At 59.9% G+C, this 23,797-nt stretch carries 22 protein-coding genes; 11 read left to right on the top strand and 11 right to left on the bottom strand.

All coding sequences use genetic code 11. The features are described 5' to 3' along the window. The first annotated feature begins 4 nt into the window (after positions 1 to 4). A complete protein-coding gene (locus AC3IX4_RS27250) occupies positions 5 to 715 on the top strand; it encodes a phasin family protein (RefSeq protein ID WP_489258399.1) in 711 nt (236 codons plus the stop codon). A gap of 515 nt (positions 716 to 1,230) precedes the next feature. Here the strand turns inward: AC3IX4_RS27250 and AC3IX4_RS27245 are convergent. The 7 genes from AC3IX4_RS27245 to hslV form a co-directional block, all read right to left on the bottom strand. Beyond that, the gene (locus AC3IX4_RS27245) at positions 1,231 to 1,845 is read right to left on the bottom strand and encodes a TetR/AcrR family transcriptional regulator (RefSeq protein ID WP_489258398.1); all 615 of its coding nucleotides are present in this window, start codon (positions 1,843 to 1,845) and stop codon (positions 1,231 to 1,233) included. Between the two features lie 18 nt (positions 1,846 to 1,863). After that, positions 1,864 to 3,546, bottom strand: coding sequence for a class II poly(R)-hydroxyalkanoic acid synthase (phaC, locus tag AC3IX4_RS27240; protein WP_489258397.1), 1,683 nt, complete (start codon positions 3,544 to 3,546; stop codon positions 1,864 to 1,866). A 109-nt stretch (positions 3,547 to 3,655) separates the two neighbouring features. Continuing rightward, positions 3,656 to 4,510 (bottom strand): poly(3-hydroxyalkanoate) depolymerase, encoded by an 855-nt coding sequence (gene phaZ / locus AC3IX4_RS27235; protein ID WP_489258396.1) that lies wholly within the window; start codon positions 4,508 to 4,510, stop codon positions 3,656 to 3,658. Between the two features lie 59 nt (positions 4,511 to 4,569). Continuing rightward, positions 4,570 to 6,249, bottom strand: a complete 1,680-nt coding sequence (gene phaC / locus AC3IX4_RS27230) for a class II poly(R)-hydroxyalkanoic acid synthase (protein ID WP_489258395.1) — start codon at positions 6,247 to 6,249, stop codon at positions 4,570 to 4,572. Positions 6,250 to 6,592: 343 nt separating this feature from the next. Continuing rightward, positions 6,593 to 6,973: a gamma-butyrobetaine hydroxylase family protein gene (locus AC3IX4_RS27225; RefSeq protein WP_489258394.1), complete on the bottom strand. Its 381-nt coding sequence runs from the start codon at positions 6,971 to 6,973 to the stop codon at positions 6,593 to 6,595. A gap of 45 nt (positions 6,974 to 7,018) precedes the next feature. After that, positions 7,019 to 8,356 carry an ATP-dependent protease ATPase subunit HslU gene (gene hslU, locus AC3IX4_RS27220; RefSeq protein WP_489258393.1) on the bottom strand — a complete coding sequence of 446 codons (1,338 nt, stop codon included), beginning with the start codon at positions 8,354 to 8,356 and terminating at the stop codon, positions 7,019 to 7,021. A gap of 73 nt (positions 8,357 to 8,429) precedes the next feature. Next, on the bottom strand, positions 8,430 to 8,960 hold the full coding sequence (gene hslV, locus AC3IX4_RS27215) for an ATP-dependent protease subunit HslV (RefSeq protein ID WP_489258392.1): 531 nt from the start codon (positions 8,958 to 8,960) through the stop codon (positions 8,430 to 8,432). A 374-nt stretch (positions 8,961 to 9,334) separates the two neighbouring features. Here hslV and AC3IX4_RS27210 point away from each other — a divergent pair, with 374 nt between their 5' ends. The 7 genes from AC3IX4_RS27210 (at position 9,335) to AC3IX4_RS27180 (ending at position 15,645) form a co-directional block, all read left to right on the top strand. Continuing rightward, positions 9,335 to 10,669, top strand: a complete 1,335-nt coding sequence (locus AC3IX4_RS27210) for an OprD family porin (protein WP_489258391.1) — start codon at positions 9,335 to 9,337, stop codon at positions 10,667 to 10,669. Between the two features lie 282 nt (positions 10,670 to 10,951). Next, positions 10,952 to 11,545: an NADPH-dependent FMN reductase gene (gene ssuE, locus AC3IX4_RS27205; protein ID WP_489258390.1), complete on the top strand. Its 594-nt coding sequence runs from the start codon at positions 10,952 to 10,954 to the stop codon at positions 11,543 to 11,545. Positions 11,546 to 11,635: 90 nt separating this feature from the next. Then, entirely contained in the window at positions 11,636 to 12,601 is a 966-nt protein-coding gene (locus tag AC3IX4_RS27200; protein ID WP_489258389.1) for a sulfonate ABC transporter substrate-binding protein, read from the top strand. 55 nt (positions 12,602 to 12,656) lie between these two features. Then, positions 12,657 to 13,790 (top strand): FMNH2-dependent alkanesulfonate monooxygenase, encoded by a 1,134-nt coding sequence (gene ssuD / locus AC3IX4_RS27195; RefSeq protein WP_489258388.1) that lies wholly within the window; start codon positions 12,657 to 12,659, stop codon positions 13,788 to 13,790. 10 nt (positions 13,791 to 13,800) lie between these two features. Then, positions 13,801 to 14,592: an aliphatic sulfonate ABC transporter permease SsuC gene (ssuC, locus tag AC3IX4_RS27190; protein WP_489258387.1), complete on the top strand. Its 792-nt coding sequence runs from the start codon at positions 13,801 to 13,803 to the stop codon at positions 14,590 to 14,592. Beyond that, on the top strand, positions 14,589 to 15,401 hold the full coding sequence (gene ssuB / locus AC3IX4_RS27185) for an aliphatic sulfonates ABC transporter ATP-binding protein (RefSeq protein ID WP_489258386.1): 813 nt from the start codon (positions 14,589 to 14,591) through the stop codon (positions 15,399 to 15,401). Before ssuC ends, ssuB begins: the two co-directional genes overlap by 4 nt. Positions 15,402 to 15,429: 28 nt before the next feature. Then, a complete protein-coding gene (locus AC3IX4_RS27180) occupies positions 15,430 to 15,645 on the top strand; it encodes a TOBE domain-containing protein (RefSeq protein ID WP_489258385.1) in 216 nt (71 codons plus the stop codon). Positions 15,646 to 15,735: 90 nt separating this feature from the next. On the opposite strand, the gene choV is transcribed toward AC3IX4_RS27180, so the two are convergent. From choV to AC3IX4_RS27165, 3 genes are all read right to left on the bottom strand, one after another. Further along, positions 15,736 to 16,914: a choline ABC transporter ATP-binding protein gene (choV, locus tag AC3IX4_RS27175; protein WP_489258384.1), complete on the bottom strand. Its 1,179-nt coding sequence runs from the start codon at positions 16,912 to 16,914 to the stop codon at positions 15,736 to 15,738. Continuing rightward, positions 16,911 to 17,759: a choline ABC transporter permease subunit gene (gene choW, locus AC3IX4_RS27170; RefSeq protein ID WP_489261379.1), complete on the bottom strand. Its 849-nt coding sequence runs from the start codon at positions 17,757 to 17,759 to the stop codon at positions 16,911 to 16,913. Before choW ends, choV begins: the two co-directional genes overlap by 4 nt. A 67-nt stretch (positions 17,760 to 17,826) precedes the next feature. Then, entirely contained in the window at positions 17,827 to 18,774 is a 948-nt protein-coding gene (locus tag AC3IX4_RS27165; protein WP_489258383.1) for a choline ABC transporter substrate-binding protein, read from the bottom strand. Positions 18,775 to 19,223: 449 nt separating this feature from the next. On the opposite strand from AC3IX4_RS27165, the gene AC3IX4_RS27160 reads away from it, so the two are divergent. Next, positions 19,224 to 20,600: an L-serine ammonia-lyase gene (locus AC3IX4_RS27160; protein WP_489258382.1), complete on the top strand. Its 1,377-nt coding sequence runs from the start codon at positions 19,224 to 19,226 to the stop codon at positions 20,598 to 20,600. A 398-nt stretch (positions 20,601 to 20,998) separates the two neighbouring features. Beyond that, positions 20,999 to 22,102 (top strand): choline metabolism transcriptional regulator GbdR, encoded by a 1,104-nt coding sequence (gene gbdR / locus AC3IX4_RS27155; RefSeq protein ID WP_489258381.1) that lies wholly within the window; start codon positions 20,999 to 21,001, stop codon positions 22,100 to 22,102. Positions 22,103 to 22,266: 164 nt separating this feature from the next. On the opposite strand, the gene AC3IX4_RS27150 is transcribed toward gbdR, so the two are convergent. Beyond that, on the bottom strand, positions 22,267 to 22,527 hold the full coding sequence (locus AC3IX4_RS27150; protein WP_489258380.1) for a hypothetical protein: 261 nt from the start codon (positions 22,525 to 22,527) through the stop codon (positions 22,267 to 22,269). A gap of 362 nt (positions 22,528 to 22,889) precedes the next feature. Between AC3IX4_RS27150 and AC3IX4_RS27145 the strand changes: the two genes are divergently transcribed. Further along, entirely contained in the window at positions 22,890 to 23,795 is a 906-nt protein-coding gene (locus AC3IX4_RS27145) for a zeta toxin family protein (protein ID WP_489258379.1), read from the top strand. Positions 23,796 to 23,797: the final 2 nt, after the last annotated feature.

The following is a 23,797-nucleotide window of genomic DNA, read 5'->3' as shown; positions in this document are numbered from 1 at the left end:
CGGTATGGCTGGCAAAAAGAAAGTAGAGAACGAAAGCAGCTCGTGGGTGGGCGAAGTTGAAAAATACTCTCGCCAGATCTGGCTTGCTGGTTTAGGCGCCTATTCGAAAGTCAGCAAGGACGGCAGCAAGCTGTTCGAAACGCTGGTCCAGGATGGCGAAAAGGCCGAGAAGGCTGCCAAGAGCGAAGTCGAAGACAGCGTCGAAGCCGTCAAGTCCAGCACCAAGTCGCGTGTCGGCGGGGTCAAGGACCGCGCCCTGGGCAAGTGGAGCGAGCTGGAAGAGGCTTTCGACAAGCGTCTGAACAGCGCCATTTCGCGTCTGGGTGTACCGAGCCGCAATGAAGTCAAGGCACTGCACCAGCAGGTCGATACGCTGACCAAGCAGATCGAGAAACTGACTGGCCAGTCGGTTACTCCGATCAGCAAGGCCAAGCCTGCGACAGCCAAGGCCGCAGTAAAACCTGCTGCCAAGACAGCGGCCGCCAAGCCTGCTGCCAAAACGGCTGCGGCTAAACCAGTAGCCGCCAAGCCTGCGGCGAAAAAGCCTGCGGTGAAAAAACCGGCAGCCGCCAAGCCTGCTGTCAAGCCAGAGGCGCCAGCCGCTTCGGCAGCGCCAGCAGTAAGCGCTGCCCCGGTCGCCACCCCGGCTCCGGCCCCGGCCCCGGCTGCACCGACACTGTCGGTAATTCCGGCTTCGCCTGCAAGCCAGTCCTGATTCAATCAGGCAAAACAAAACGCCCGGCCCCCAAAAGGCCGGGCGTTTTCGTTTGTGGGAGCCGGCTTTAGCCGCGATGAACGCACCGCGGTTTGCCTGATACACCGCGGTGTCCCCATCGCGACATAGGTATCTACACAATTCTGGGGCAGCGCGGCTCTTGTAGCCGCTGCCGAGGTACGAGGCTGCGATCGGCGGCGAAGCCGTCGTAAATTCAGGCCCTTCGGTGTGCCTGATGGATTACGGTCTCAGGTTTTACGGCCGCTTCGCTGCCGATCGCAGCCTCGTACCTCGTCAGCGGCTACATTCGTAGCAGTAGACGAGTTCAGCGAGGCCAGGTCCGGGGACGTAGTCCTCGCAAAGCCTGTACTCGCGGTGTATCTGAATACTGAAGTGCCAGGTTTTACGACTGCTGCGCAGCCGGACGTGGCCTCGTTCTACTCGTCCACTGCTACGAAATGCAGTACACCAAAAGATGTGTAGATACCTATGCCCATCGCGAGCAAGCTCTGCTCCTACCCGTCCAGATAGCGCAGGGCCAATTGCTCCGCCGCATGGCGCGACTCGCTCTGCAGGTGCGGCGCTACCAGCATCATCACCTGATACACCACCACGCCCACCTCACACTCGCGGGCAACGATGCGCTGGTAGTCGAGCGAAAACAGCAACGTCATGGTGATCTGTTCGACCAATTGCCCCAGTGCGCGGGTGTTGCTCAGTATCTGCCCTTCGGTCTTGAGGCTGGTCAACAGCGACGCCAAGGTGCGCTTTAGCGCATTGAGCAGGCTGCGAACGCCGCGAGCCAGTTTCGGCAGGCGGCCACTGAGGTTGGACAAGTCCTGGAACAGGAACCGGTAGTGAGCCATGCGCTCGACAATCAGGTGCAGGAACAGCCAGTAGTCCTCGGCATCCAGGCGCAGGTTTTCCGGCGGGTCCAGCAAGGGGGTCAGTTCTTCTTCGAAACGTTCGAACAGCCCGAGTATCAGTGGCTCCTTGCCATGGAAGTGGTAGTAGAGATTGCCGGGGCTGATGCCCATTTCATTGGCAATCTCCAACGTCGAGACGTTGGGTTCGCCCTGTTGATTGAACAGCTGCAGGGCACATTCGAGGATACGGTCGCGGGTTTTCATCCGGTCTTCTTGTTCTGCTCAGCGTATATGCACGTAGGTGCCGGGCGCGGCTTCCATCGGCGGGTAGTTTTGGTCGCCGACCGCCATCAGGGTTTCGCGCTGTACGCCCGAGCGCTCCTGAATCCATTTCAGCCATTCTGGCCACCAACTGCCTTCCTTGTGCTCGGCGTCGTAGTACCAGGCGCGCGGGTCGCTGCTCAGCTTGGGGTTGTCGATGTAGTTGGCCTTGGGGTTGCCCGGCGGATTGAGGATGCTCTGGATGTGGCCGCTGTTGGCCAGGATGAAGCGTTTGTTGCCGCCCAGCAGCAGGGTCGAGCGATACACCGCGTCCCAAGGGGTGATGTGGTCGTTGATGCCGCCAACGCTGAAGCTGTCGACGTTAACTTTTTGCAGATCGATGGACGTACCGCAGACTTCTAGCCCACCCGGGTGGTTAAGCGGGTTGTGCTTGAAGAAGTCCAGCAAATCGCCATGCAGTGCGGCCGGCAGGCGCGTGGTGTCGTTGTTCCAGTAGAGGATGTCGAACGCCGGTGGCTGCTTGCCGAGCAGGTAATTGTTGACCCAGTAGTTCCAGATCAAATCGTTGGGGCGCATCCAGGCAAATACCCTGGCAATGTCGCGACCATCCAGCACGCCCTTCTGGTAGGAACGGCGCTTGGCTGCTTCCAGGGTCTGTTCGTCGACAAACAAGGCGGCCGGGCTGTCGACCTGGCTGTCCAGCAGGCTGACCAGATAGGTGGCGCTGCTGATGCGCCGCTGTTGACGCTTGGCCTGCAGATGCCCCTGCAGCGCGGCAATGGTCAGGCCACCGGCACAGGCACCCATCAGGTTGACCTCGCGGCTGCCGGTAATCTCCCGGCAGACGTTCATGGCCTCTTCCAGCGCCTCGACATAGCTGGACAAGCCCCATTCGCGGTGACGCGGGTCCGGGTTGCGCCAGCTCACCATGAACGTCTGCAGACCGTTCTTGAGCGCGTACTGAACGAAGCTGTTGGAGGGGCTGAGGTCAAAAATATAGAACTTGTTGATTTGCGGTGGCACCACCAGCAGCGGCCGGGCGTACTGTTTTTCGCTCATGGGCTTGTACTGGATCAGCTCCAGCATTTCATTGCGAAACACCACCGAGCCTGGCGTGGTGGCCAGTGACCGGCCGACTTCAAACGCATGCTTATCGACCTGGCTGGGCAAGCCGTGGTTATTGCGCAAATCGTCCAGCAGATGGTTAAGGCCTTTGATCAGGCTCATGCCACCGGAGTTGAACAACTCCTTGACCGCGAGCGGGTTGAGCAGTGAATTGGTGGGCGAGAGGGCGTCGTTGATCTGGGAAAAGACGAAGTGGGCGCGGGCGCGGTCGTCTTCGCTCATCTGGCTCTCATCGATCCAGCGGCTGGCCTGCTTCTGCCAGCTCAAATAGGCCTGCAGGCCACGCCGGTAAAAAGGGTTCAGCGACCAGGCCGGATCTTTGAAACGGTTGTCCTGGGCGTGTGGCTGATGCAGGGTATCGCCGATCAATACTCGGCCCAGCTGGCCTCCAAGGGCCAGGGCGTGACGTGCGGTATGAACCGGGTGGCGCAGGCCATGGCGGGTGACCGTGCGCAAGGTGGAAATCAGGTCGCGTCCACGCAGGCCGGTCATCGCACTCTGGGCGTTGAAGAAGGTCGCAGGCGAGGGCGGTGATGCCTTCGCGGGTTTGTCTTTCATGGGGGCAACACTCCGTCGTCAAACCATCAACAAACATTTCGAAGCAAAACAGACACCATAGCCGGCCTTGCGCGGCATTGCCCGGACGAGCGTCACACCGTGCGAAGAATCAGTGGCTACCAGGGACCGGCTGCGGGTGCATGACCGCGCGCTGGCGCTCCTGTTCGAGGAACTTCATGATGATTGGCGCCACCGCAGCAGCCCGGGTAATCAGGAACAGATGGCCGTCATCGATGATGTGCAGTTGCGCGTTGGGAATCCGCCAGGCCAGCAGGCGCATATTAACCAGAGGGATGAGCGGGTCGTCATCGCCCGCCAGGACTAGAGTCGGCTGATGGATCTTGTGCAGCCAGTGGATGCTGGTCCAGCCAAACCCGGCAAACAGTTGCCAGTAGTAGCCCATCTTGCCGCCGGAGCGCACCTTGGCGGCATGCGCCATGGCCAGGTCCGGGTCGCGCCGAAAAGCACCGCCATAAATCTGCGGGGCAATGCGGATCACATGGGAGGGTTGCACATAGCGCCGGGGGCTTGCCATCAGCATCAGCACCTTGGGCTTGCCCGGCACCATCACCATGCCGGCCGCGGTCGCGGCCAACACCAGTTTTTTGCAGCGCTCGGGATAGTCATGGGCAAACTGCTGCGCCAGGGCGCCGCCCCAGGACACCCCGATGACATTGACCTGGCCATAGTCCAGGTAATCGAGCATCCGCGCGGTGAGCTTGGCCAAACCCGAAAAGCGGTAAGGCATGCGCGGGGTAGACGAGCCACCCACGCCTGGCACATCGAAGGCGATCACTTCCAGGTCCGGGTCCAGGGCCTGGATAAAGGGAAACACCAGCTCCAGGTTGGCGCCGATGCCGTTGAAAATCAGCAGGGGCGTCAGGTGCGACTTGCCGGGGCGCACGGCGGTACGAATGGTCTGGCCATCGAGGTCCAAGGTGCGAAAGATGTACGGTTGCGGCATGCGCTGGGCCCTGTGTGTAAACGCCGAACGTGCGGCCCAGGTGGGCCGCACGCCCGCTGTCAACGTTCGTGAACGTAAGTGCCCGGCGAGGCTTCGGCGGGCGGGAAGGCCTTGTTGCCCAGATTGACCGGCGACTTTTTCAGTTCGCCCGAGCGTTCGGCCATCCAGGCCTGCCAATGCAGCCACCAGGAGTCGGTGTGCTTGTTGGCATTTTCCTGCCACTCGCTGGCTTGCAATGACATTTCAGGGTTGGTCATGAACCGCGCCTTGGGGTTGCCAGGCGGGTTGAGGATGCTCTGGATGTGGCCACTGTTGGACAGCACGAACTCGACATTGCCGCCGAACAGCTGGGCCGACTTGTAGCAGGAAGTCCAAGGGGTGATGTGATCGTTGGTGCCGGCCAGGCTGAAGATATCAGTGGTGACCTGCTTGAGATCGATCGGAGTGCCGCACACTTCCAGTGCATTGGGCCGGATCAGTGGGTTATTTTTGAACAGCTCGATCAGGTCGCCGTGGAAGGCGGCCGGCAGGCGTGTGGTGTCGTTGTTCCAGAACAGGATGTCGAACACCGGCGGCTCGTTGCCGAGCAGGTAGTTGTTGACCCAGTAATTCCAGATCAGGTCGTTGGGGCGCATCCAGGCAAACACCTTGGCCATGTCGCGGCCCTCCAGCACGCCGGCCTGGTAGGAGTGGCGCTTGGCGGTTTCCAGGGTTTGCTCATCGACGAACAGCGCCACCTGATTATCCATGGTGGTGTCCAGCACGCTGACCAGCAGGGTCAGGGCATTGACCTTCTGCTCGCCCAAGGCGGCATAGTGGCCCACCAGCGCGGTGCACGTGATGCCGCCCGAGCAGGCGCCGAGCATGTTCAAATCCGTGCTACCGGTAATCTTCAGTATCACATCGACCGCTTCCTTGAGCGCGTCGATATAGGTCGACAGGCCCCACTCGCGCTGGGCCTTGGTCGGGTTGCGCCAACTGACGATAAAGGTCTGCACCTGGCTGCGCAGGCAGAAGCGCGCCAGGCTCTTTTCGGGGCTCAAGTCGAAGACGTAGAACTTGTTGATTTGCGGTGGCACCACCAGCAGCGGCCGCGCATGGACCTGCTCGGTCATGGGGCGGTACTGGATCAGTTCCAGCACATCATTGCGATACACCACCGAGCCTTCAGTGGTGCCCAGGTTCTTGCCGACCTCGAAGGCGTCCATGTTGACTTGGCTGGGCATGCCGCCGTTGTTCACCAAATCCTTGGCCAGGTGCGAGAGGCCGTCGAGCAGGCTCTTGCCACCGGTTTCGAAGAAGCGCTTGACCGCTGCCGGGTTGGCCATGCTGTTGGTCGGTGCCATGGCTTCGGTCATCAGGTTGATGACGAACTGGCCGCGGCTGATGTCCTGGGGCGACAGGTTGCTTTCGCCGATCCAGTCATGCAGTTCCTTGCGCCAGGCCAGGTACGTTTGCATGTAGCGTTTGTACAGTGGGTTCTGGGACCAGGCAGGGTCATTGAAACGGCGGTCGTCGCTTTCTGGTTTCAGGCCTGATTTGCCGAACAGGACGTTCTTCAATTCAAGGCCGAAATGGGCAACGTGCTTGGCACTGTGAAAAGGTTGTTTGATGGCCTGGCGTAGTACCAGTCGAGCAGACGTTAGCAAATCCTTACGACGCAAGCCTACGACCGGGTTCAACCCCAGAGTGTGTTCAGAGGCTTGGCGTGGCAGGTCATCGGTGTTCTTGTTACTCATCTACAACGCTCCGTTGTCCTGAGACAAATACCAGCGCCGCTGTGAGTAACACAGACAAACGCCTGGTACTGCTCGGGGGTGACCATGATGATGAACTGCGTGTTCTTTGGTCGAATGAAAATGGCTTGAGCTTACTTTGGGTGCTGGGCAATGAAGCAACCTGTAATGACTCGCGACATCAACATTGCGACCCGTCCTGCACGATCCCGATGCAGGTTACTTGCCAGCTTTATCTGTTACGCGACTTTACCGGAATTCGCAAGCGAGCCAATGGCTCCCAGCTACGGGGAGCATTCAATCAGATTGAATTAGAAAATGCGTTCTAAACGGTGCAATTACCGGGTTAGAGCATCAATTTGACGACCGATTCGGACGGGTCGCGAGATTTGCCGGCCGCCGACAGTTCGTCGAGATAGTCCGCCCACAGCTGTTCCTGGCGAACGCCCAGCTGATAGAGGTAATCCCAGGTGAACAGGCCGCTGTCGTGGCCATCGTCGAAAGTCAGTTTCAGTGCGTATTGGCCGGCCGGTTCGATCTTGGTCAGGCCGACGCCGATCTTGCCAAATTGCAGGATGGGCTTGCCATGGCCCTGCACTTCGGCAGAAGGGGAATGCACCCGCAGGAATTCGGCCGGCAGGTGATGAACCTCACCGCCTTGGTATTTCAGGGTCAGGGTTTTCGAGGCCTTGTGCAGCTCGATGGCGGTGGGCAGCTTTGTGGTCATGCTGTTCAGGGCCGCGAACGGCCCTGCCTGTCAATAGAGTGTGGCTTACAGGATATAACGGGACAGGTCTTCGTTCTCGGCCAATTCGCCCAAGTGGCTGTTGACGTAGTCGGCGTCGATACGGATCGGCGTTTCGTCGTGGGCGCTGGCCAGGTCACCGGCGCTGAACGACACCTCCTCGAGCAGGCGCTCAAGCAGGGTGTGCAGGCGACGGGCACCGATGTTCTCGGTTTTTTCGTTGACCTGCCAAGCGATCTCGGCCAAGCGCTTGATGCCATCTGGCAGGAACTCGATGTTCAGGCCTTCGGTTTTCAACAGCTCGCGGTATTGCTCGGTCAGCGAAGCGTGCGGCTCGCTCAGGATGCGTTCGAAATCCTGTGGGCTCAGGGCCTTGAGTTCGACACGAATCGGCAGGCGGCCTTGCAGCTCGGGCACCAGGTCGCTCGGCTTGCTCAGGTGGAAGGCGCCGGAGGCAATAAACAGGATGTGGTCGGTCTTGACCATGCCCAGCTTGGTGTTGACGGTGCAGCCTTCGATCAGCGGCAACAGGTCTCGCTGCACGCCTTCACGGGAGACATCGGCGCCGCCGACATTACCGCGCCTGGCGACCTTGTCGATCTCGTCGATAAACACGATACCGTGCTGTTCGACGGCTTCCAGGGCCTTGGCCTTGAGCTCCTCGTCATTGACCAGGCGGCCGGCTTCTTCTTCACGTACCAGCTTGAGCGCTTCCTTGACCTTGAGCTTGCGGCTCTTGCGCTTGCCCTTGCCCATGTTGGCGAACAGGTTCTGCAGCTGGTTGGTCATCTCTTCCATGCCAGGCGGCGCGGAGATGTCGACGCCCATCGATTCGGCGACTTCGATCTCGATTTCCTTATCGTCCAGCTGGCCTTCGCGCAGGCGCTTGCGGAACAGCTGGCGAGTGTTGGAATCGCTGCTTGGCGCCGGGTCTTCGTTGAAGCCCACTCGTGCTGGCGGCAGCAGGGCGTCAAGGATACGGTCTTCGGCGGCGTCTTCGGCGCGGTGGCGCACGCGAGTCATTTCCTGCTCGCGCAGCAGTTTGATGGCGGCGTCGGCCAGGTCACGAATGATCGACTCGACGTCACGGCCCACATAGCCGACTTCGGTGAACTTGGTGGCTTCGACCTTGATGAACGGCGCGTTGGCCAGTTTGGCCAGGCGACGAGCGATTTCGGTCTTGCCGACACCGGTCGGGCCGATCATCAGAATGTTCTTCGGGGTGACTTCAACGCGCAGTTCTTCGGGCAGTTGCATCCGGCGCCAGCGGTTGCGCAGGGCGATGGCAACGGCGCGCTTGGCGTCGTCCTGGCCAATGATGTGGCGGTTCAGTTCGTGGACGATTTCACGGGGGGTCATGGACATGGTGTAGGCGGACCTCTAGCAGCAATATAAGCGTGGAAAAGCCCGGTGTTGAGCCGGGCGCCAGAACAGCTCGTTATTGCGTGAGGTCCTGCTCCTCGATAGTGATGTTGTGGTTGGTGAACACACAGATGTCGCCGGCGATGCCCAGGGCAGTCTCGGTGATTTCACGGGCCGACAGATCGGTTTTCATCAGCAGTGCGCGAGCGGCAGCCTGAGCGTAGGCGCCACCGGAACCCATGGCGATCAGGCCGTCTTCGGGCTCAACGACGTCACCGTTGCCGGTAATGATCAGGGAGGCGTCCTTGTTGGCGACGGCAAGCATGGCTTCCAGGCGGCTCAAGGTGCGGTCAGTACGCCATTCCTTGGCAAGCTCGACAGCAGCGCGGACCAGGTGGCCCTGGTGTTTCTCCAGCTGCCCTTCAAAGCGTTCGAATAGGGTAAAGGCGTCGGCGGTGGCACCGGCGAAGCCTGCGATGACCTCACCGTGGTACAGGCGACGGACTTTTTTGGCATTGCCTTTCATCACGGTATTGCCGAGAGAAACCTGGCCGTCGCCGCCCATGACGACTTTGCCGTTGCGGCGGACTGAAACGATGGTGGTCAAGGGGAGAGTCTCCACGCAGCGGGGCGAAAATGCCCTGATGAAAACCCATATGGGGGTGGCCAGCGGTATTTCAACCGTGACGGACGAGCGGCAGCAAAAGCTTTCGAGGATTGTTACAGAAAGGTTAAACGTTTTAGTAAAATAATTTAATATTCCGTAATGATCTGAAAAATTGCGAAACAATTCTTTTTAGATTTATCGGGAATTCATTATTCTGCAATCCCTTTGAAACCTGACTCTGGAATTAGACCAAAGTCTCGAAACGATTAGTAACAATTGACGCGACAGTCACATTTTGGTGCTAGTCGCGCATCGCGCTCAGGGACACAGATCCCGATGCCGGAACACAAGAATTAGAAAACGAGGAGCAAAACATGTACAAGTCCAGCCTGGCAGTAGCCGTGGCCATTGGGGTATTGGCCCAGCAAGCAAACGCTGCCGGTTTTATCGAAGACAGCAAGGCTTCGGTTAGCTCGCGTACCCTGTATTTCAACAACGACAACCGTGAGCTCGGCTTGGCTGATCAGCGTGAAGCCGCTCAGGGCTTCAAGCTCGACTACATCTCAGGTTTCACCGAAGGCACCGTAGGTTTCGGCGTTGATGCCCAGGCAGTATGGGGCATTCACCTGGATGGCGGCCGCGGTCACCACCCGGACAACAACAGCTTTGTCCCAAGCGACACGGACGGTTCGGCTGTGAGCAATTGGGCGCGCATTGGCGGTAACGCCAAGGCTCGTTTCTCCAAGACTGAAGCCCACATCGGTAGCGCCTTGGCACCTAACCTGCCGATCCTGGTTTCCAGCGATGGACGTCTGCTGCCGCAAACCTTCGAAGGCGGCATCGTCACTTCCAAGGAACTTGATGGTGTGACCTTCACTGCCGGTCAACTGGAGCGCGCCATGGGCCGTGCCTCAAGCAACCGCGCAGGTCTGGCAGTGGCGGGAGGCTTCCGTGACAGCAACAAGTTTCAATTTGGTGGCGCTGACTGGAAAGTCACCAAAGACCTGACGCTGCAGTACTACTATTCGAACCTGGAAGACTACTACAAGCAGCACTTCCTGGGCCTGGTGCATGTTCTGCCGATCGGCAATGATCAGTCGTTCAAGACTGACCTGCGTTACTTCGACAGCAGCTCCGATGGTAAGAACGGTCAAACCGGTTACGCCTTCAACAACAATGGCGGTTTCGCCAAGAACGCAGGCGAGGTCGATAACAAGACCTGGAGCGCCATGTTCACCTACACCCTGGGTGGCCATGCATTCCTGGTTGGCCATCAACAGATTGGCGATGATGGCGGCTTCGTCTGGTTGAACCAAGGTAGCGTCCGTAAGGATGGCAGCACTTCCTCTCTGGAAGGTGCCGGTGGTGCCAGTTTCTATCTGTTCACCGACAGCATGATCAACCAGTTCGCTCGTGCCGGCGAGAACACCACCTTCGGTCAGTACTCGTATGACTTTGCGCGTTTGGGCGTGCCGGGCCTGAAGGCTTCGGTTTCCTACCTGCGTGGTGACGATATCAAAGGCACCAATGGCGCCAGCGATTACAAAGAATGGGAACGTGATGCCCGTATCGACTACGTCTTCCAGGAAGGCGTGATGAAGGGCTTCGGCGCAACCCTGCGTCACGGTGTTTATCGTGGCAGCGGCCAGAGCAGTGCTGATCAAGACCAGACCCGTCTGATCTTCAACTACACCTACAGCTTCCTGTAAAACGTAGGAGCAAGCGGTTCGGCGCTCCGACTTGCCTGCGATGCAGGCGCCGCGGACTATCCTCGTGACCGTAGTGATGCCATCGCAGCCAAGGCTGGCTCCTACCTGAAGCCTCGCACGTTGTGCGGGGCTTTTTTACGGCCCGAAATCAATATGCATTTAAGAAATAACTAAATGAATAAATATGATTTATTGGTATATGAAACCTGCTGTTAATGTCTGTTCATCCCCAGCGAGATAACAAGCTCGCAGGCTCGTTGACCCCATGAAGGAAACGCTTGAATGCTAGTCGTATCCATCGGAGGCAGCCCCAGTCTTCGTTCTCGTTCCGGCGTGTTGCTGGAGCGCAGCAAGCAATGGCTGCAAGGGCAGGGGGTGGAGGTGGTGACGTTTCAGGTACGGGACTTCCCGGCTGAAGACTTGCTGCACGCCCGCTTCGATAGCCCGAAAGTGCTGCATTTTCTTGAGTTGGTCGAGCAGGCGGACGGCCTGGTGGTGGCGACCCCGGTGTACAAGGCGTCATTTGCCGGGGCCCTGAAAACCCTGCTCGACCTGTTACCCGAACGCGCCTTGAGCCACAAAGTGGTCCTGCCGATTGCAACCGGCGGCAGCATCGCTCATATGTTGGCAGTGGACTACGCGCTCAAGCCGGTCCTGTCGGCGCTCAAGGCCCAGGAAACGCTGCAGGGGATCTTTGCTGACGACAGCCAGATCGCCTACGGCCACGGCAGTGCCGTCGCGCAATTGGCGCCGGCCCTGCAACACCGTCTGACCGAGTCGCTGGAGTTGTTCCACAGCGCTTTGGCCCGACGGGCAAAGCCATTGGACCCCAAACTGTTGAATGATCGTTTGCTCACGGCTCGCTGGAGCATCTGACCCGCTACACCCCTCTGAATTACTGGCCTTACTCGCCCGCCAACGGGCAAGCAGGTGCAGCCTGAACCTCTATTGCTTAAGGAGAGCGCTATGCGCACTGTCTTTTTGCGTCGTGGTCTGGTCGCTCTGTTTGCTGCGGCTGTGTCCTTTGGCGCCATTTCTCAAGCCCAGGCGGAAAACCTGCGCATCGGTTATCAGAAGTACGGCACCCTCGTGCTGCTCAAGGCCAAGGGGACGCTGGAAAAGCGCCTGGCCGCCCAGGGCATACACGTGCAGTGGACCGAGTTTCCAGGCGGCCCGCAGCTGCTGGAAGGCCTGAATGTCGGTTCGATCGACTTCGGCGTCACCGGCGAAACCCCTCCCGTGTTTGCCCAGGCCGCTGGCGCCGATCTGCTCTACGTCGCCTACGAGCCGCCTGCCCCCCACGGTGAAGCGATCCTGGTGCCCAAGGGCTCGCCCCTGCAATCGGTCAAAGACCTGAAAGGCAAGAAAGTCGTACTCAACAAGGGCTCCAACGTTCACTACCTGCTGGTGCGGGCCCTGGAAGACGCGGGCCTTAAGTACAGCGATATCCAGACTGTGTTCCTGCCCCCTGCCGATGCCCGTGCGGCCTTCGAGCGTGGCAGCGTCGATGCCTGGGTGATCTGGGACCCCTACCAGGCCGCCGCCGAGCAGCAATTGCAAGCCCGTACCCTGCGTGATGGCAGCCAACTGGTCGACAACCACCAGTTTTACCTCGCCACCCAACCTTATGCCCAGCAGCACCCTGAGGTGATCCAGGCGCTGGTCGAAGAGGTGCGCGCGATCGGGGAATGGTCCAAGGCCAACCCCGAAGAGGTGACCCGGCAAGTCGCGCCGCTGTTGGGCCTGTCCGCCGACATCGTCCTCACCTCCGTCAAGCGCCACGGCTATGGCGCGTATTTCCTCACCCCTGAGGTGATCAACGCCCAGCAAAAAATCGCTGACAGCTTCTATCAGCTCAAGCTGATTCCCAAGCCATTGAGCATCAAGGATGTGATCTGGACGCCGCCGGCCAAGGTCGCCAACGCCCTCTGACTTTTATGGGCCGGGGCGCTGCCCCGGCCTGAGCCACCCTTAGGAGACCGCTCCAATGAGCCTAAATATTTTCTGGTTTCTTCCCACCCACGGTGACGGACACTACCTCGGCACTGCCGAGGGGGCCCGCGCGGTCGATCACGGATACCTGCAGCAGATCGCCCAGGCCGCAGACCGGCTGGGCTTTGGTGGCGTGCTGATTCCAACGGGGCGCTCTTGCGAAGACTCCTGGCTGGTGGCCGCCTCGCTGATCCCGGTGACCTCCAGGCTCAAGTTCCTGGTGGCGCTGCGCCCCGGGGTCATTTCGCCCACCCTGGCCGCGCGCCAGGCCGCGACGCTGGATCGGCTTTCGGGCGGCCGGGCCCTGTTCAATCTGGTGACCGGTGGCGACCCTGAAGAACTGGCCGGTGATGGCCTGTTCCTGACCCATGAAGAGCGCTATCAAGCTTCGGTGGAGTTCACCCGTATCTGGCGCCGCGTGCTTGAAGGCGAGACTGTCGATTACGACGGCCAGCACATTACCGTCAAAGGCGCGAAACTGTTGTATCCACCGGTCCAGCAACCGCGCCCACCGCTGTATTTCGGTGGTTCTTCGGACGCAGCCCAGGACCTGGCTGCCGAACAGGTCGAGCTCTACCTGACTTGGGGCGAGCCGCCAGCCGCCGTGGCTGAAAAAATAGAAGAGGTGCGCGCCAAGGCCGCTGCCCAGGGCCGTACGGTGCGCTTCGGTATTCGTTTGCATGTGATCGTGCGCGAAACCAACGAACTCGCCTGGCAAGCCGCTGAGCGCCTGATCTCGCACCTGGACGACGACACCATTGCCCGAGCCCAGGCGTCTCTGGCGCGTTTTGACTCCGTCGGCCAGCAGCGCATGGCAGCCCTGCACGGCGGCAACCGTGACAACCTGGAAGTCAGCCCGAACCTGTGGGCCGGCGTTGGCCTGGTTCGCGGTGGGGCCGGCACGGCGCTGGTGGGCGATGGCCCGACCGTGGCTGCGCGGGTCCAGGAATATGCAGGCCTCGGTATCGACACCTTTATCTTCTCCGGCTACCCGCACCTGGAAGAGTCCTATCGGGTGGCCGAGCTGCTGTTCCCGCACCTGGACATACAGCGCCCGCAAGCGCCTGCCTCTGCAAGTTTCGTGAGCCCCTTCGGTGAGATGGTCGCCAACGACACGCCCAAGCGCTGAGGACAGGCCCATGAGTGCTATTTCGAACAAAGTCGTGCACAAGCTGGCGCCCTGGGCATTGCCGGTACTGCTGCTGGCGATCTGGCAACTGGCGGTGAGCGCCGGCTGGCTGTCCACCCGCATCTTGCCCGCCCCCAGCGCCGTACTGGCAGCGGGTGTGGAGCTGGTGCGCAGCGGCGAGATCTGGAAACACCTGGCCATTAGCGGATGGCGTGCCGGCATCGGCTTTCTGATCGGTGGCGGTATCGGTCTGGCACTGGGCTTTATCACTGGCCTGTCGAGGTGGGGCGAACGCCTGCTCGACAGCTCTGTGCAGATGATCCGTAACGTGCCGCACCTGGCGTTGATCCCGTTGGTGATCCTGTGGTTCGGCATCGATGAGTCGGCAAAGATTTTCCTGGTGGCCTTGGGCACGTTGTTCCCGATCTACCTCAACACTTACCACGGCATCCGCAACGTCGACCCGGCGCTGGTGGAAATGGCGCGTAACTACGGCCTGTCCGGGTACGGCCTGTTTCGCCAGGTCATCCTGCCCGGTGCCTTGCCGTCGATTCTGGTCGGCGTGCGCTTTGCCCTGGGGTTCATGTGGCTGACGCTGATCGTGGCGGAAACCATCTCGGCCAATGCCGGTATCGGCTACCTGGCAATGAATGCCCGGGAATTTTTGCAGACTGACGTGGTGGTGCTGGCCATCATGCTTTATGCGGTGCTCGGCAAGCTGGCTGACCTCGCCGCGCGCGGTCTTGAACGTGTCTGGTTGCGCTGGCATCCGGCTTATCAAGTCAAGGGAGGTGCGGCATGACCGCCTTCAAGGAACAACCGCGGCATCTGTTGCGCGGCGTCCCGTTGGCCGTGCGCAAGCTGCACAAGGCGTTCGGTGAGCGAACCGTGTTGCGTGATATCGACCTGCATATTCCGGCCGGTCAGTTCGTGGCCATCGTCGGTCGCAGCGGCTGCGGCAAGAGCACCCTGCTGCGCTTGCTCGCGGGCCTGGATCAACCCAGCGCCGGTCAACTGCTGGCAGGTTCCGCGCCGCTGGGCCAAGCCCGCGACGAAACACGCTTGATGTTTCAGGAAGCGCGGCTGCTGCCGTGGAAAAAAATCATCGACAACGTGGGCCTGGGCCTGACCGGCAACTGGCGCCCGCAGGCGTTGCAAGCACTGGAAGCGGTTGGCCTGGCCGAGCGTGCCAATGAATGGCCGGCCGCGTTGTCCGGTGGCCAGAAACAGCGGGTGGCGCTGGCCCGCGCCTTGATCCACAAACCGCGGCTGTTGCTTTTGGATGAACCGCTGGGCGCCCTCGATGCGCTGACTCGGATCGAAATGCAGCAATTGATCGAGCGACTCTGGCAGCAGCATGGCTTCACCGTGCTGCTGGTCACCCACGACGTCAGCGAAGCCGTTGCCGTGGCGGACCGAGTGATTCTGATTGAAGACGGCCAGGTCGGCCTGGATGTGCTGGTCGATCTGCCACGCCCGCGAGCCCGTGGCTCGCATCGCCTGGCGGCGCTGGAAAGCCAAGTGTTGCAGCGTGTCCTGGCCCTGCCAGGCACGCCCCCGACCCCTGAACCTGTAGCACCCTTGCCTGCGCAATTGCGTTGGGCTCACTGACCTCTGTTCTTACTAAGGAATCAAGACCATGACCATTAAAGCCATCAACGTCCGCAACCAGTTCAAAGGCACCGTGAAAGAAATCCTCGAAGGCCCGGTACTGTCGGAAATTGACGTGCAGACCGCCTCCGGTGTCGTGACGTCAGTCATCACCACCCGTTCGGTCAAGGAGTTGGAATTGGTGGTGGGTAGCGAAGTGATCGCCTTCGTAAAATCCACCGAGGTATCGATCGCCAAGTTGTGAGTCCGGCTCCTACAGGTTTTTCATCGCCTGTAGGAGCCAAGCTTGCTTGCGATGCAGGCGCCGCGGTCGGACAGGTGATCACCCACAGTATCAGCCCAGGTTTTTGCCTAGCAGTGCGTGATACAACTCGCTGTCGCCGAGAATCCCGACCACTCGATTGTCTTCCTGCAGCACCAGCTTGTTACCGGTCTGGTAACGGATCTGCAGCGCTTCGCGCATGCCGATATTGGCCCCGACGATGGTCGGCCGGCGCTCAAGCGCTTCAACCGCTTGGCCAGGCACCCAGCTCTGCAGGTCGAGGCTGGCGACACCTTGGCGGGCGCCCTTGATGGTGTTGCCTTCGGCCAGGTCCAGCCAGGAATCACCGCTCGGATCCAGGCACACCGAACCGTTGATGCGTTTGCAGTTGTCCAGGGTGCGCATCAGGCTGCGACCGCACAGTACGTTCAGTGGGTTGGTGTGGGCGACGAAGGTTCGCACATAGTCATCGGCCGGGTTGAGGACGATGTCTTCAGGCTTGCTGTACTGAATGATCTTGCCGTCTTTCATGATCGCGATGCGGCTGCCCAGCTTGAGCGCCTCATCAAGGTCGTGGCTGACGAACACGATGGTCTTGGCCAGCTTGCGTTGCAGCTCCAGCAGCTCGTCCTGCAGGCCCTGGCGGATCAAGGGGTCGAGGGCCGAGAAGGGTTCGTCCATCAACAGGATGTCGGCGTCCATGGCCAGCGCGCGGGCCAGGCCGACCCGTTGCTGCATACCGCCAGACAGCTCGTCGGGTTTCTTGTTGCGCCATTGGGTCAGGCCCACCAGCTCCAGCTTTTCGTCCACCAGCTTGCGCCGCTCTTTCTCTGGCCGGCCCTGCATCTCCAGGCCGAAGCTGATGTTTTCCCGCACCGTCAACCAAGGCATCAGGGCGAACTTTTGGAACACCATGGCGATGCGCTTGGTGCGCATCATTTTAAGCTCCGCCGCTGTGCACGAGGCGATGTCGATTTGCGAGCCTTCATGTTCGATGAACAGCTTGCCACGACTGACAGTGTTCAGGCCGTTGATGCAGCGCAGCAGGCTGGATTTGCCCGAGCCGGACAGTCCCATCAGCACGCAGATCTCGCCTTTATTGATATCCAGGCTGGCTTTTTCAACGCCGACCACCAGGCCGGTTTTTTTCAGGATCTGGTCGCGCGTCAGGCCTTGGTCCAGCAGCGCGAGTGCCTCACGCGGGGATTTGGTGAAGATTACGTCTACCTGGTCGAAGCGAATTATGCTCATGCGTCACCCCTTACTGGCAGGTCGGGTTGTTTGCAGATACGGTCGAGCATGATCGCCAGCAGTACAATCGCAAGGCCTGCTTCGAAGCCCAGTGAGATATCAGCAGTGTTCAGTGCATTGACCACAGGTTTGCCCAAGCCATCGGCACCGACCAGCGCGGCAATCACCACCATCGACAGCGACAGCATGATGCATTGGGTCACACCGGCGGCGATGCTCGGCATGGCGTGGGGCAGTTCGATACGCGAGAGCAGTTGGCGACGCGAGCAGCCGAAGGCCTTGCCGGCGTCGAGCAGCTCCTGGGGCACATCACAGATGCCCAGGTAAGTCAGGCGAATCGGTGCGGCGATGGCGAACACCACCGTCGAGATCAGCCCCGGCACCACACCCAGGCCGAACAGGGTCAGGGTAGGGATCAGGTACACGAAGGTCGGCACCGTCTGCATCAAGTCTAGCACCGGGCGCAGCACGGTATAGAACATCGGTTTGTGCGCAGCCACGATGCCCAGCGGCACGCCAATGGCCACGCAGACCATTGTGGCGAACAGCACCTGGGCAAGGGTTTCCATGGTCTCCTGCCAGTAACCGAGATTGAGAATTAAAAGGAACGATAGCGCGCAAAAGGCGGTGAGCGCCCATTTACGCTGGATCAGGTGGGCAATGGCGGCTATCAGGCCGATCAGAACGAAGGGGTTGAACCAGGTCAGGGCGCCTGTCACGCCGTGAATCATGAACTCCAGAGCTTCGGCGAAGGCGTCGAAATAGTTGGCGCCGTGTTGCGTCAGCCATTCCACGAATCCTGCGATGTACTGACCCAGTGGGATTTTTTGATCGATCAGCATGATAGCGAGCGTCCCCATGCAAACTGTGATTACGACGCCCGGCGCAGAAGCCTGCGCCGGGCGTCAGTGATTACTGCGTGAGCTTGGCCTTGGCAGCCGCAAGGCCCGGTTTGCCGTCAATAGTGGTGACCCCGGCGAGCCAGGTGTCGAGCACTTGCGGGTTGTTTTTCAGCCACGCTTTGGCGGCAGCCTCGGGCTTCATTTTGTCGTCCAGGACATTGCCCATTAGCGAGCTTTCCATCGGCAGGGTAAAGGAGAGGTTTTTCAGCAACTGGCCTACGTTGCTGCATTCCTCGGTGTAACCCTTGCGGGTGTTGGTGTAGACCGTGGCCTGGCCGTAGTTGGGGCCGAAGAAATCATCGCCACCGGTGAGGTATTGGATTTTGAAGCGGGTGTTCATCGGGTGCGGTTCCCAGCCCAGGAACACCACCGCATTTTCGCGCCGCTGGGCGCGATCGACTTGCGAAAGCATCCCCGCTTCACTGGACTCGACCACCTTGAAGCCTGCGTCTTTCAAACCGAAGGCGTTCTTGTCGATCATGCTCTGAATCATGCGATTGCCGTCATTGCCAGGCTCGATGCCGTAGATCTTGCCGTCCAGCTCTTTCTTGAACTTGGCGATGTCGGCGAAATCCTTCAGGCCTTTGTCATAGAGCTCCTGCGAGACGGCGAGGGTGTACTTGGCGTTCTCAAGGTTAGCGCGCACGGTGTCCACGGTGCCGGCATCGCGGTACTGCTTGATGTCGTTTTCCATGGTCGGCATCCAGTTGCCGAGGAAGATGTCCATGTTCTTGCCATCGGCCAGCGACTTGTAGGTCACCGGTACGGAAATCATGGTGGTGCGGGTTTTGTAGCCGAGCGACTCGAGGACCACGCTGGTCACCGCCGTGGTGACGGTAATGTCGGTCCAGCCCACATCGGAGAAGTTCACGGTGGAGCATTGGGCCGGTTCCGCGGCCTGTGCCAGCAGCGGCAAACTCATTGCGACGGCCAGCAACAGCGGGGGTGAAGCATTCATGGTGGACTCCTGGTGTGCAGTGTCGGCGGTCTTGTAAGGCTGCCGCGCTTATTGGGTTGCAGTTGGCTGAGCCGGACGCTTGGCCACCGGTTGGGCAAGCGCCTTTGCAATCGAGTCGATAACGATCATGTAACAGCGAAATTCAAACGCCTACAGGGTGGGTCGTAACCAGTACTGCTAGGGTCGCATCCAGTGTCGGTGAGGTCGCTTACAGATTCGATACCCCCTTTGGACGCGATTTGACGGAGGCGTTGAAGGCCTGAGCACAGCCTGAAAACGTCGCTTTCAGGTGGCGGCGTTGCTGGACAAGAGTGCGTCGGTTGCAGACGTCAATGACAGCCTCAAAAGCCTGATGATTCGCGCATCCGGCGGATTGCAGCTTCAGCGTAGCAGCTCCGCCATCGGTCACCGACGGTGCCCGAAGTCTGCAATTGGAGGAGGTTGGCGGTATGGCCATCAGTGTTTTTGACCTGTTCAAGATCGGTATCGGCCCGTCCAGTTCCCACACGGTTGGCCCCATGCGGGCCGCGGCGCTGTTTGTCCAGGGGCTTGGCGAGCGTGGCGAGCTTGCCCATGTGAGGCGTGTGGAGGTTCGCTTGTATGGCTCTCTCTCGGCCACCGGTATTGGCCACGGCAGCGACAACGCCGTGATCATGGGCCTGATGGGGGAATGGCCAGACGCAATCGATCCGCGCCTGATCAGCCTGCACATCGCTACCTTGCGTGAAACCGATACGCTGCAACTGGCCGGCCGGCTGCCAATCCCCTTTATCTGGCAGCGCGACATGCTGCTGCTGGATGAGAACCTGCCGTATCACCCCAACGCCATGACCCTGATCGCCGAGGGCGAGCAGGGCGAGATACATCGCGATACTTATTACTCGGTCGGCGGCGGCTTTGTCGTCGACGCCGCCCAGGCGGCCAGTGGTGTGCTGGATTCGGACACCACCGAGTTGCCTTACGATTTCAACACCGCCGTGGAATTGCTTGAGCTCTGTGAGCGCCATGGTATGCGCGTGTCGGAATTGATGATGGCCAACGAGAAAGTGTGGCGCAGCGAGGCCGAGATCCGCGCAGGGCTGCTCAAGCTCTGGCGCGCCATGCAGGACTGCGTCGAACAGGGCCTCAAGCACGAAGGCATCCTGCCCGGTGGCCTGAACGTGCGGCGGCGCGCGGCAAAACTGCACCGCAGCCTGCAGGAATTGAACAAGCCCAACGTGATCGGCTCAACCTTGAGCGCCATGGAGTGGGTCAACCTGTTCGCCCTGGCGGTCAACGAAGAAAACGCAGCGGGCGGGCGCATGGTAACGGCCCCTACCAACGGCGCGGCGGGGATTATCCCGGCAGTGCTGCACTACTATATGAAGTTCAGTGATGAGGTCAGCGAAGCCAACGTCGTGGATTACTTCCTGGCAGCGGCGGCCGTGGGCATCTTGTGCAAGAAAAACGCTTCTATCTCCGGTGCCGAGGTGGGCTGCCAGGGAGAAGTGGGCTCCGCCTGCGCCATGGCGGCGGCCGGGTTGGCTGAAATATTGGGCGCGACGCCCGAGCAGTTGGAAAACGCCGCCGAAATTGGCCTTGAACACAACCTGGGGCTGACCTGCGACCCGGTCGGTGGGCTGGTTCAGGTGCCGTGCATCGAGCGTAACGCCATCGCCGCGGTGAAGGCGATCAACGCCGCGCAAATGGCCCTGCGCGGAGACGGCCAGCACTTCATTTCGCTGGACAGGGTGATCCGTACCATGCGCGACACGGGCGCCGACATGCACGACAAGTACAAGGAGACCTCCCGCGGAGGCCTCGCGGTCAGCGCCATCGAATGCTGAACACTGCGCCGTGATCGCACACGGCGCGCCGTTTTGGCGCACGGAATCTACCGATAATCGAGTAGATTTATTCCGTAGCTGAATATCCGAAACCGACCTGTGAGTGTCGGTGACAAAAAAACCTGTCGCTCACAAGCATCCTTCCCACAAGTGCTACCGAATTGCTCACTGCCCGTGAGCAAGGGCGCTAGCGCGACACTTTGCGCGGATCGGTCACGCCCCGGCCAATGGCTATGTAGACGGAGCGCCCACGTCGTTTTCAGGTTTTGTTGGATGCACATTCAACTTAGGCATGAGATTTGCGATGAGATTGCAAAGGCCCGCCACTGTGTGGATTGGCAAATAATAAAGAGCCTGCGCCTGAGGCCATCACCCGCTATATGTGAGGAGATACCGCAATGACGTCGTCCACTATTGGGGCTCAACCCCAAGCCCGCACTCCCCAATCCATCGGCTTTCTGCTATTGGACAATTTCACGCTGATTTCCCTGGCATCCGCCGTCGAGCCGCTGCGCATGGCCAACCAGTTGTCGGGGCGTGAGTTGTATCGTTGGACGACCTTGAGTGTGGATGGCGGCCAGGTATGGGCCAGTGATGGCTTGCAGATCACCCCGGATGCAGCGATGCACAAGGCGCCGACCATGGACACCGTGATTGTCTGCGGCGGCATTGGTATTCAGCGCACGGTAACCCGTGAACACGTGACCTGGCTGCAAAGCCAGGCGCGCCAGTCCAAGCGCCTGGGCGCCGTCTGCACCGGCAGTTGGGCACTGGCGTGTGCAGGTTTGCTGGACGGTTTCGATTGCAGCGTGCACTGGGAATGCCTGGCGGCCATGCAGGAGGCCTTCCCGCGTGTGGCCATGAGCACTCGCCTGTTCACCCTGGACCGTAACCGTTTCACAAGCTCCGGGGGCACCGCGCCGCTGGACATGATGCTGCACCTGATCAGCCGTGATCATGGCCGCGAATTGTCGGCGGCGATCTCGGAGATGTTCGTCTACGAGCGCATCCGTAACGAGCAGGACCACCAGCGCGTGCCGCTCAAACACATGCTGGGCACCAACCAGCCCAAGCTTCAGGAAATCGTGGCGCTGATGGAGGCCAACCTGGAAGAGCCCATCGACCTGGACGAACTGGCGGTCTACGTCGCGGTATCGCGTCGCCAACTCGAGCGGTTGTTCCAGAAATACCTGCACTGCTCACCGTCGCGCTATTACCTCAAGCTGCGCCTCATTCGTGCCCGCCAGTTGCTCAAGCAAACGCCCATGTCGATCATCGAAGTGGCCTCGGTGTGCGGTTTTGTGTCGACGCCGCACTTTTCCAAGTGCTACCGCGAATACTTCGGCATTCCACCGCGTGACGAGCGGGTGGGCTCCAACACCGCACAGCAAGTGGCCATGATGCCGATTCCGCAGGCGCTGGTGCTGTCGCCGTTGTCCGGCCCGATGTCGGCCCTGAGCCAGGCGCGCAACGAATCGACCTTTGCTAGCGTGCGGCTATAACCCTGCCTGTTGTGGGCACCGACTTTCTGGGCATTGTGAACTTTGTAGGCTTTGGGCTTTGGGCTTTGTGTGGGAGCTGGCCCGCCAGCGAATAGATTCACCGCGGTATCTCAGACACACCGCGTCGCGGCAATTCGCTGGCAAGCCAGCTCCCACATGAAGCGTCAGATGGTGCTGGCCTTGAACTGCGCCAGCGCCGGTAGCAGCTGCTTGTCTATCGCCTGGCGCACCGCTGGCAGAATCGTCGCGTTGCCCTTGAACATCTGCTCAACCATCCCGCCCAAGGCCTTGACCCGGTCCTCGCTCAAGCCGCGTACTGCACACTCGCAAGCCTGCTCGGCAGTCGCGCCGGCTGGCATCTCGAAACCCAGGGCCCGCAGTTTTCCCAGCAGGTCTTCCTGGTCAATCAAATCCGCATGCATCATGGTCGCAATCCTTCTTCAAGGGCGTTCAGAAGTGTCATCGTGTTTCGATTCTGTAAGCGCTCGAAAGCCACGGCAAGGGCTAAATGGGCAAATGTCAGAGATGGCTATAAAGACGTCGTTTTCAGCCAAGTCGGTGGGCCAAACACTGTGCAAACTGGCCCTCAACGAGCATTCTGACGGTTTGGTCACCTAACGAATGGCGTGCGGTTCGCTCCTTCTGTACCCCGTTGCTCTCACGGCTTGCGGGGTATTTTTTTGTCAAAAATTGGGGCTTGAACAAACGCGTCGAAGCGCTTTAAGTGCAAGTGCGCATACTCGTGCGCACATGGCAGGACGCCATGCAATTGATAGGACATCAACTCATGCCAGACCCTCAACTTCATCCCTACGCCGCCCAGGATGTTGAAACCGCTTTCGAGCGCATCTCCGCCCACCTGTTCGAAGGCATTCACAGCGAAAGCGTGCCAAAAATACTGGTGGTCGCCGGCCTGCAGGGCGCGGGTAAATCCACCTTGCTGGAAAAAACGCTGCTGCCGACCGGTCACTACCGAAACTACGTTCGCTTGTACCTACCCAGCTATCGTACCTACCACCCGGACTACGCGAATATGCGTGCCAAGGGTGTGCTGTATGCCTACGAGCACACCGAACAGTTCGTCAAGGAAGTTTGCGGCAAGATCTTCAACCAAGCGTTCGCGCACAAATACAACATCATCATGGAATGCGCCTTCGACTCTCTCGATTTTGCGAGTTTCCCGTCCTACGCCGTCGGAGCTGGGTATCAATTCGAAGTGCACTTGATGGCTTGCACCAAAGTGTTCACGCACCTGTCGACCATCAATCGAGCGCTGCAAAGCCTTAAGCAGGATGAGCTTGAGCGCTTTGTCGACCGCGCGGCCATTCAGGTCAGCGTCAATAATGCGCTGGCGATCATGCGGGCGTTTGAAGAGGCCGCCAAAAATGTGAACGGCTCGCAGATATTGCTGTATGAGCGCGGATTTGGCGTATTGCGCGACGGTGTGCTGCGGGCCCACAGCCGATATGGCGAGGCCATCGCCACGCAGGGCGAACCCTACACATACGCTGCGTACAAAAAATTGCTCAGTGACAGCCGCTACATCGCTCGGGAAAAGCAGGAGCTGGTCGAGGCATGTACGCAAACGCTGGCCGAAGTCGAAAAATTTCGCAGCCAAGTGCCGGGGCATGTCTTCAAAGCGTTGCGTGGCTACATCGTCGAGTTTTCCCACATGACCCACGACGAGTTGTAACC

The sequence above is a fragment of the Pseudomonas sp. KH_021 genome, assembly GCF_057838865.1.
This window is presented reverse-complemented; position numbering and strand designations above follow the sequence as displayed.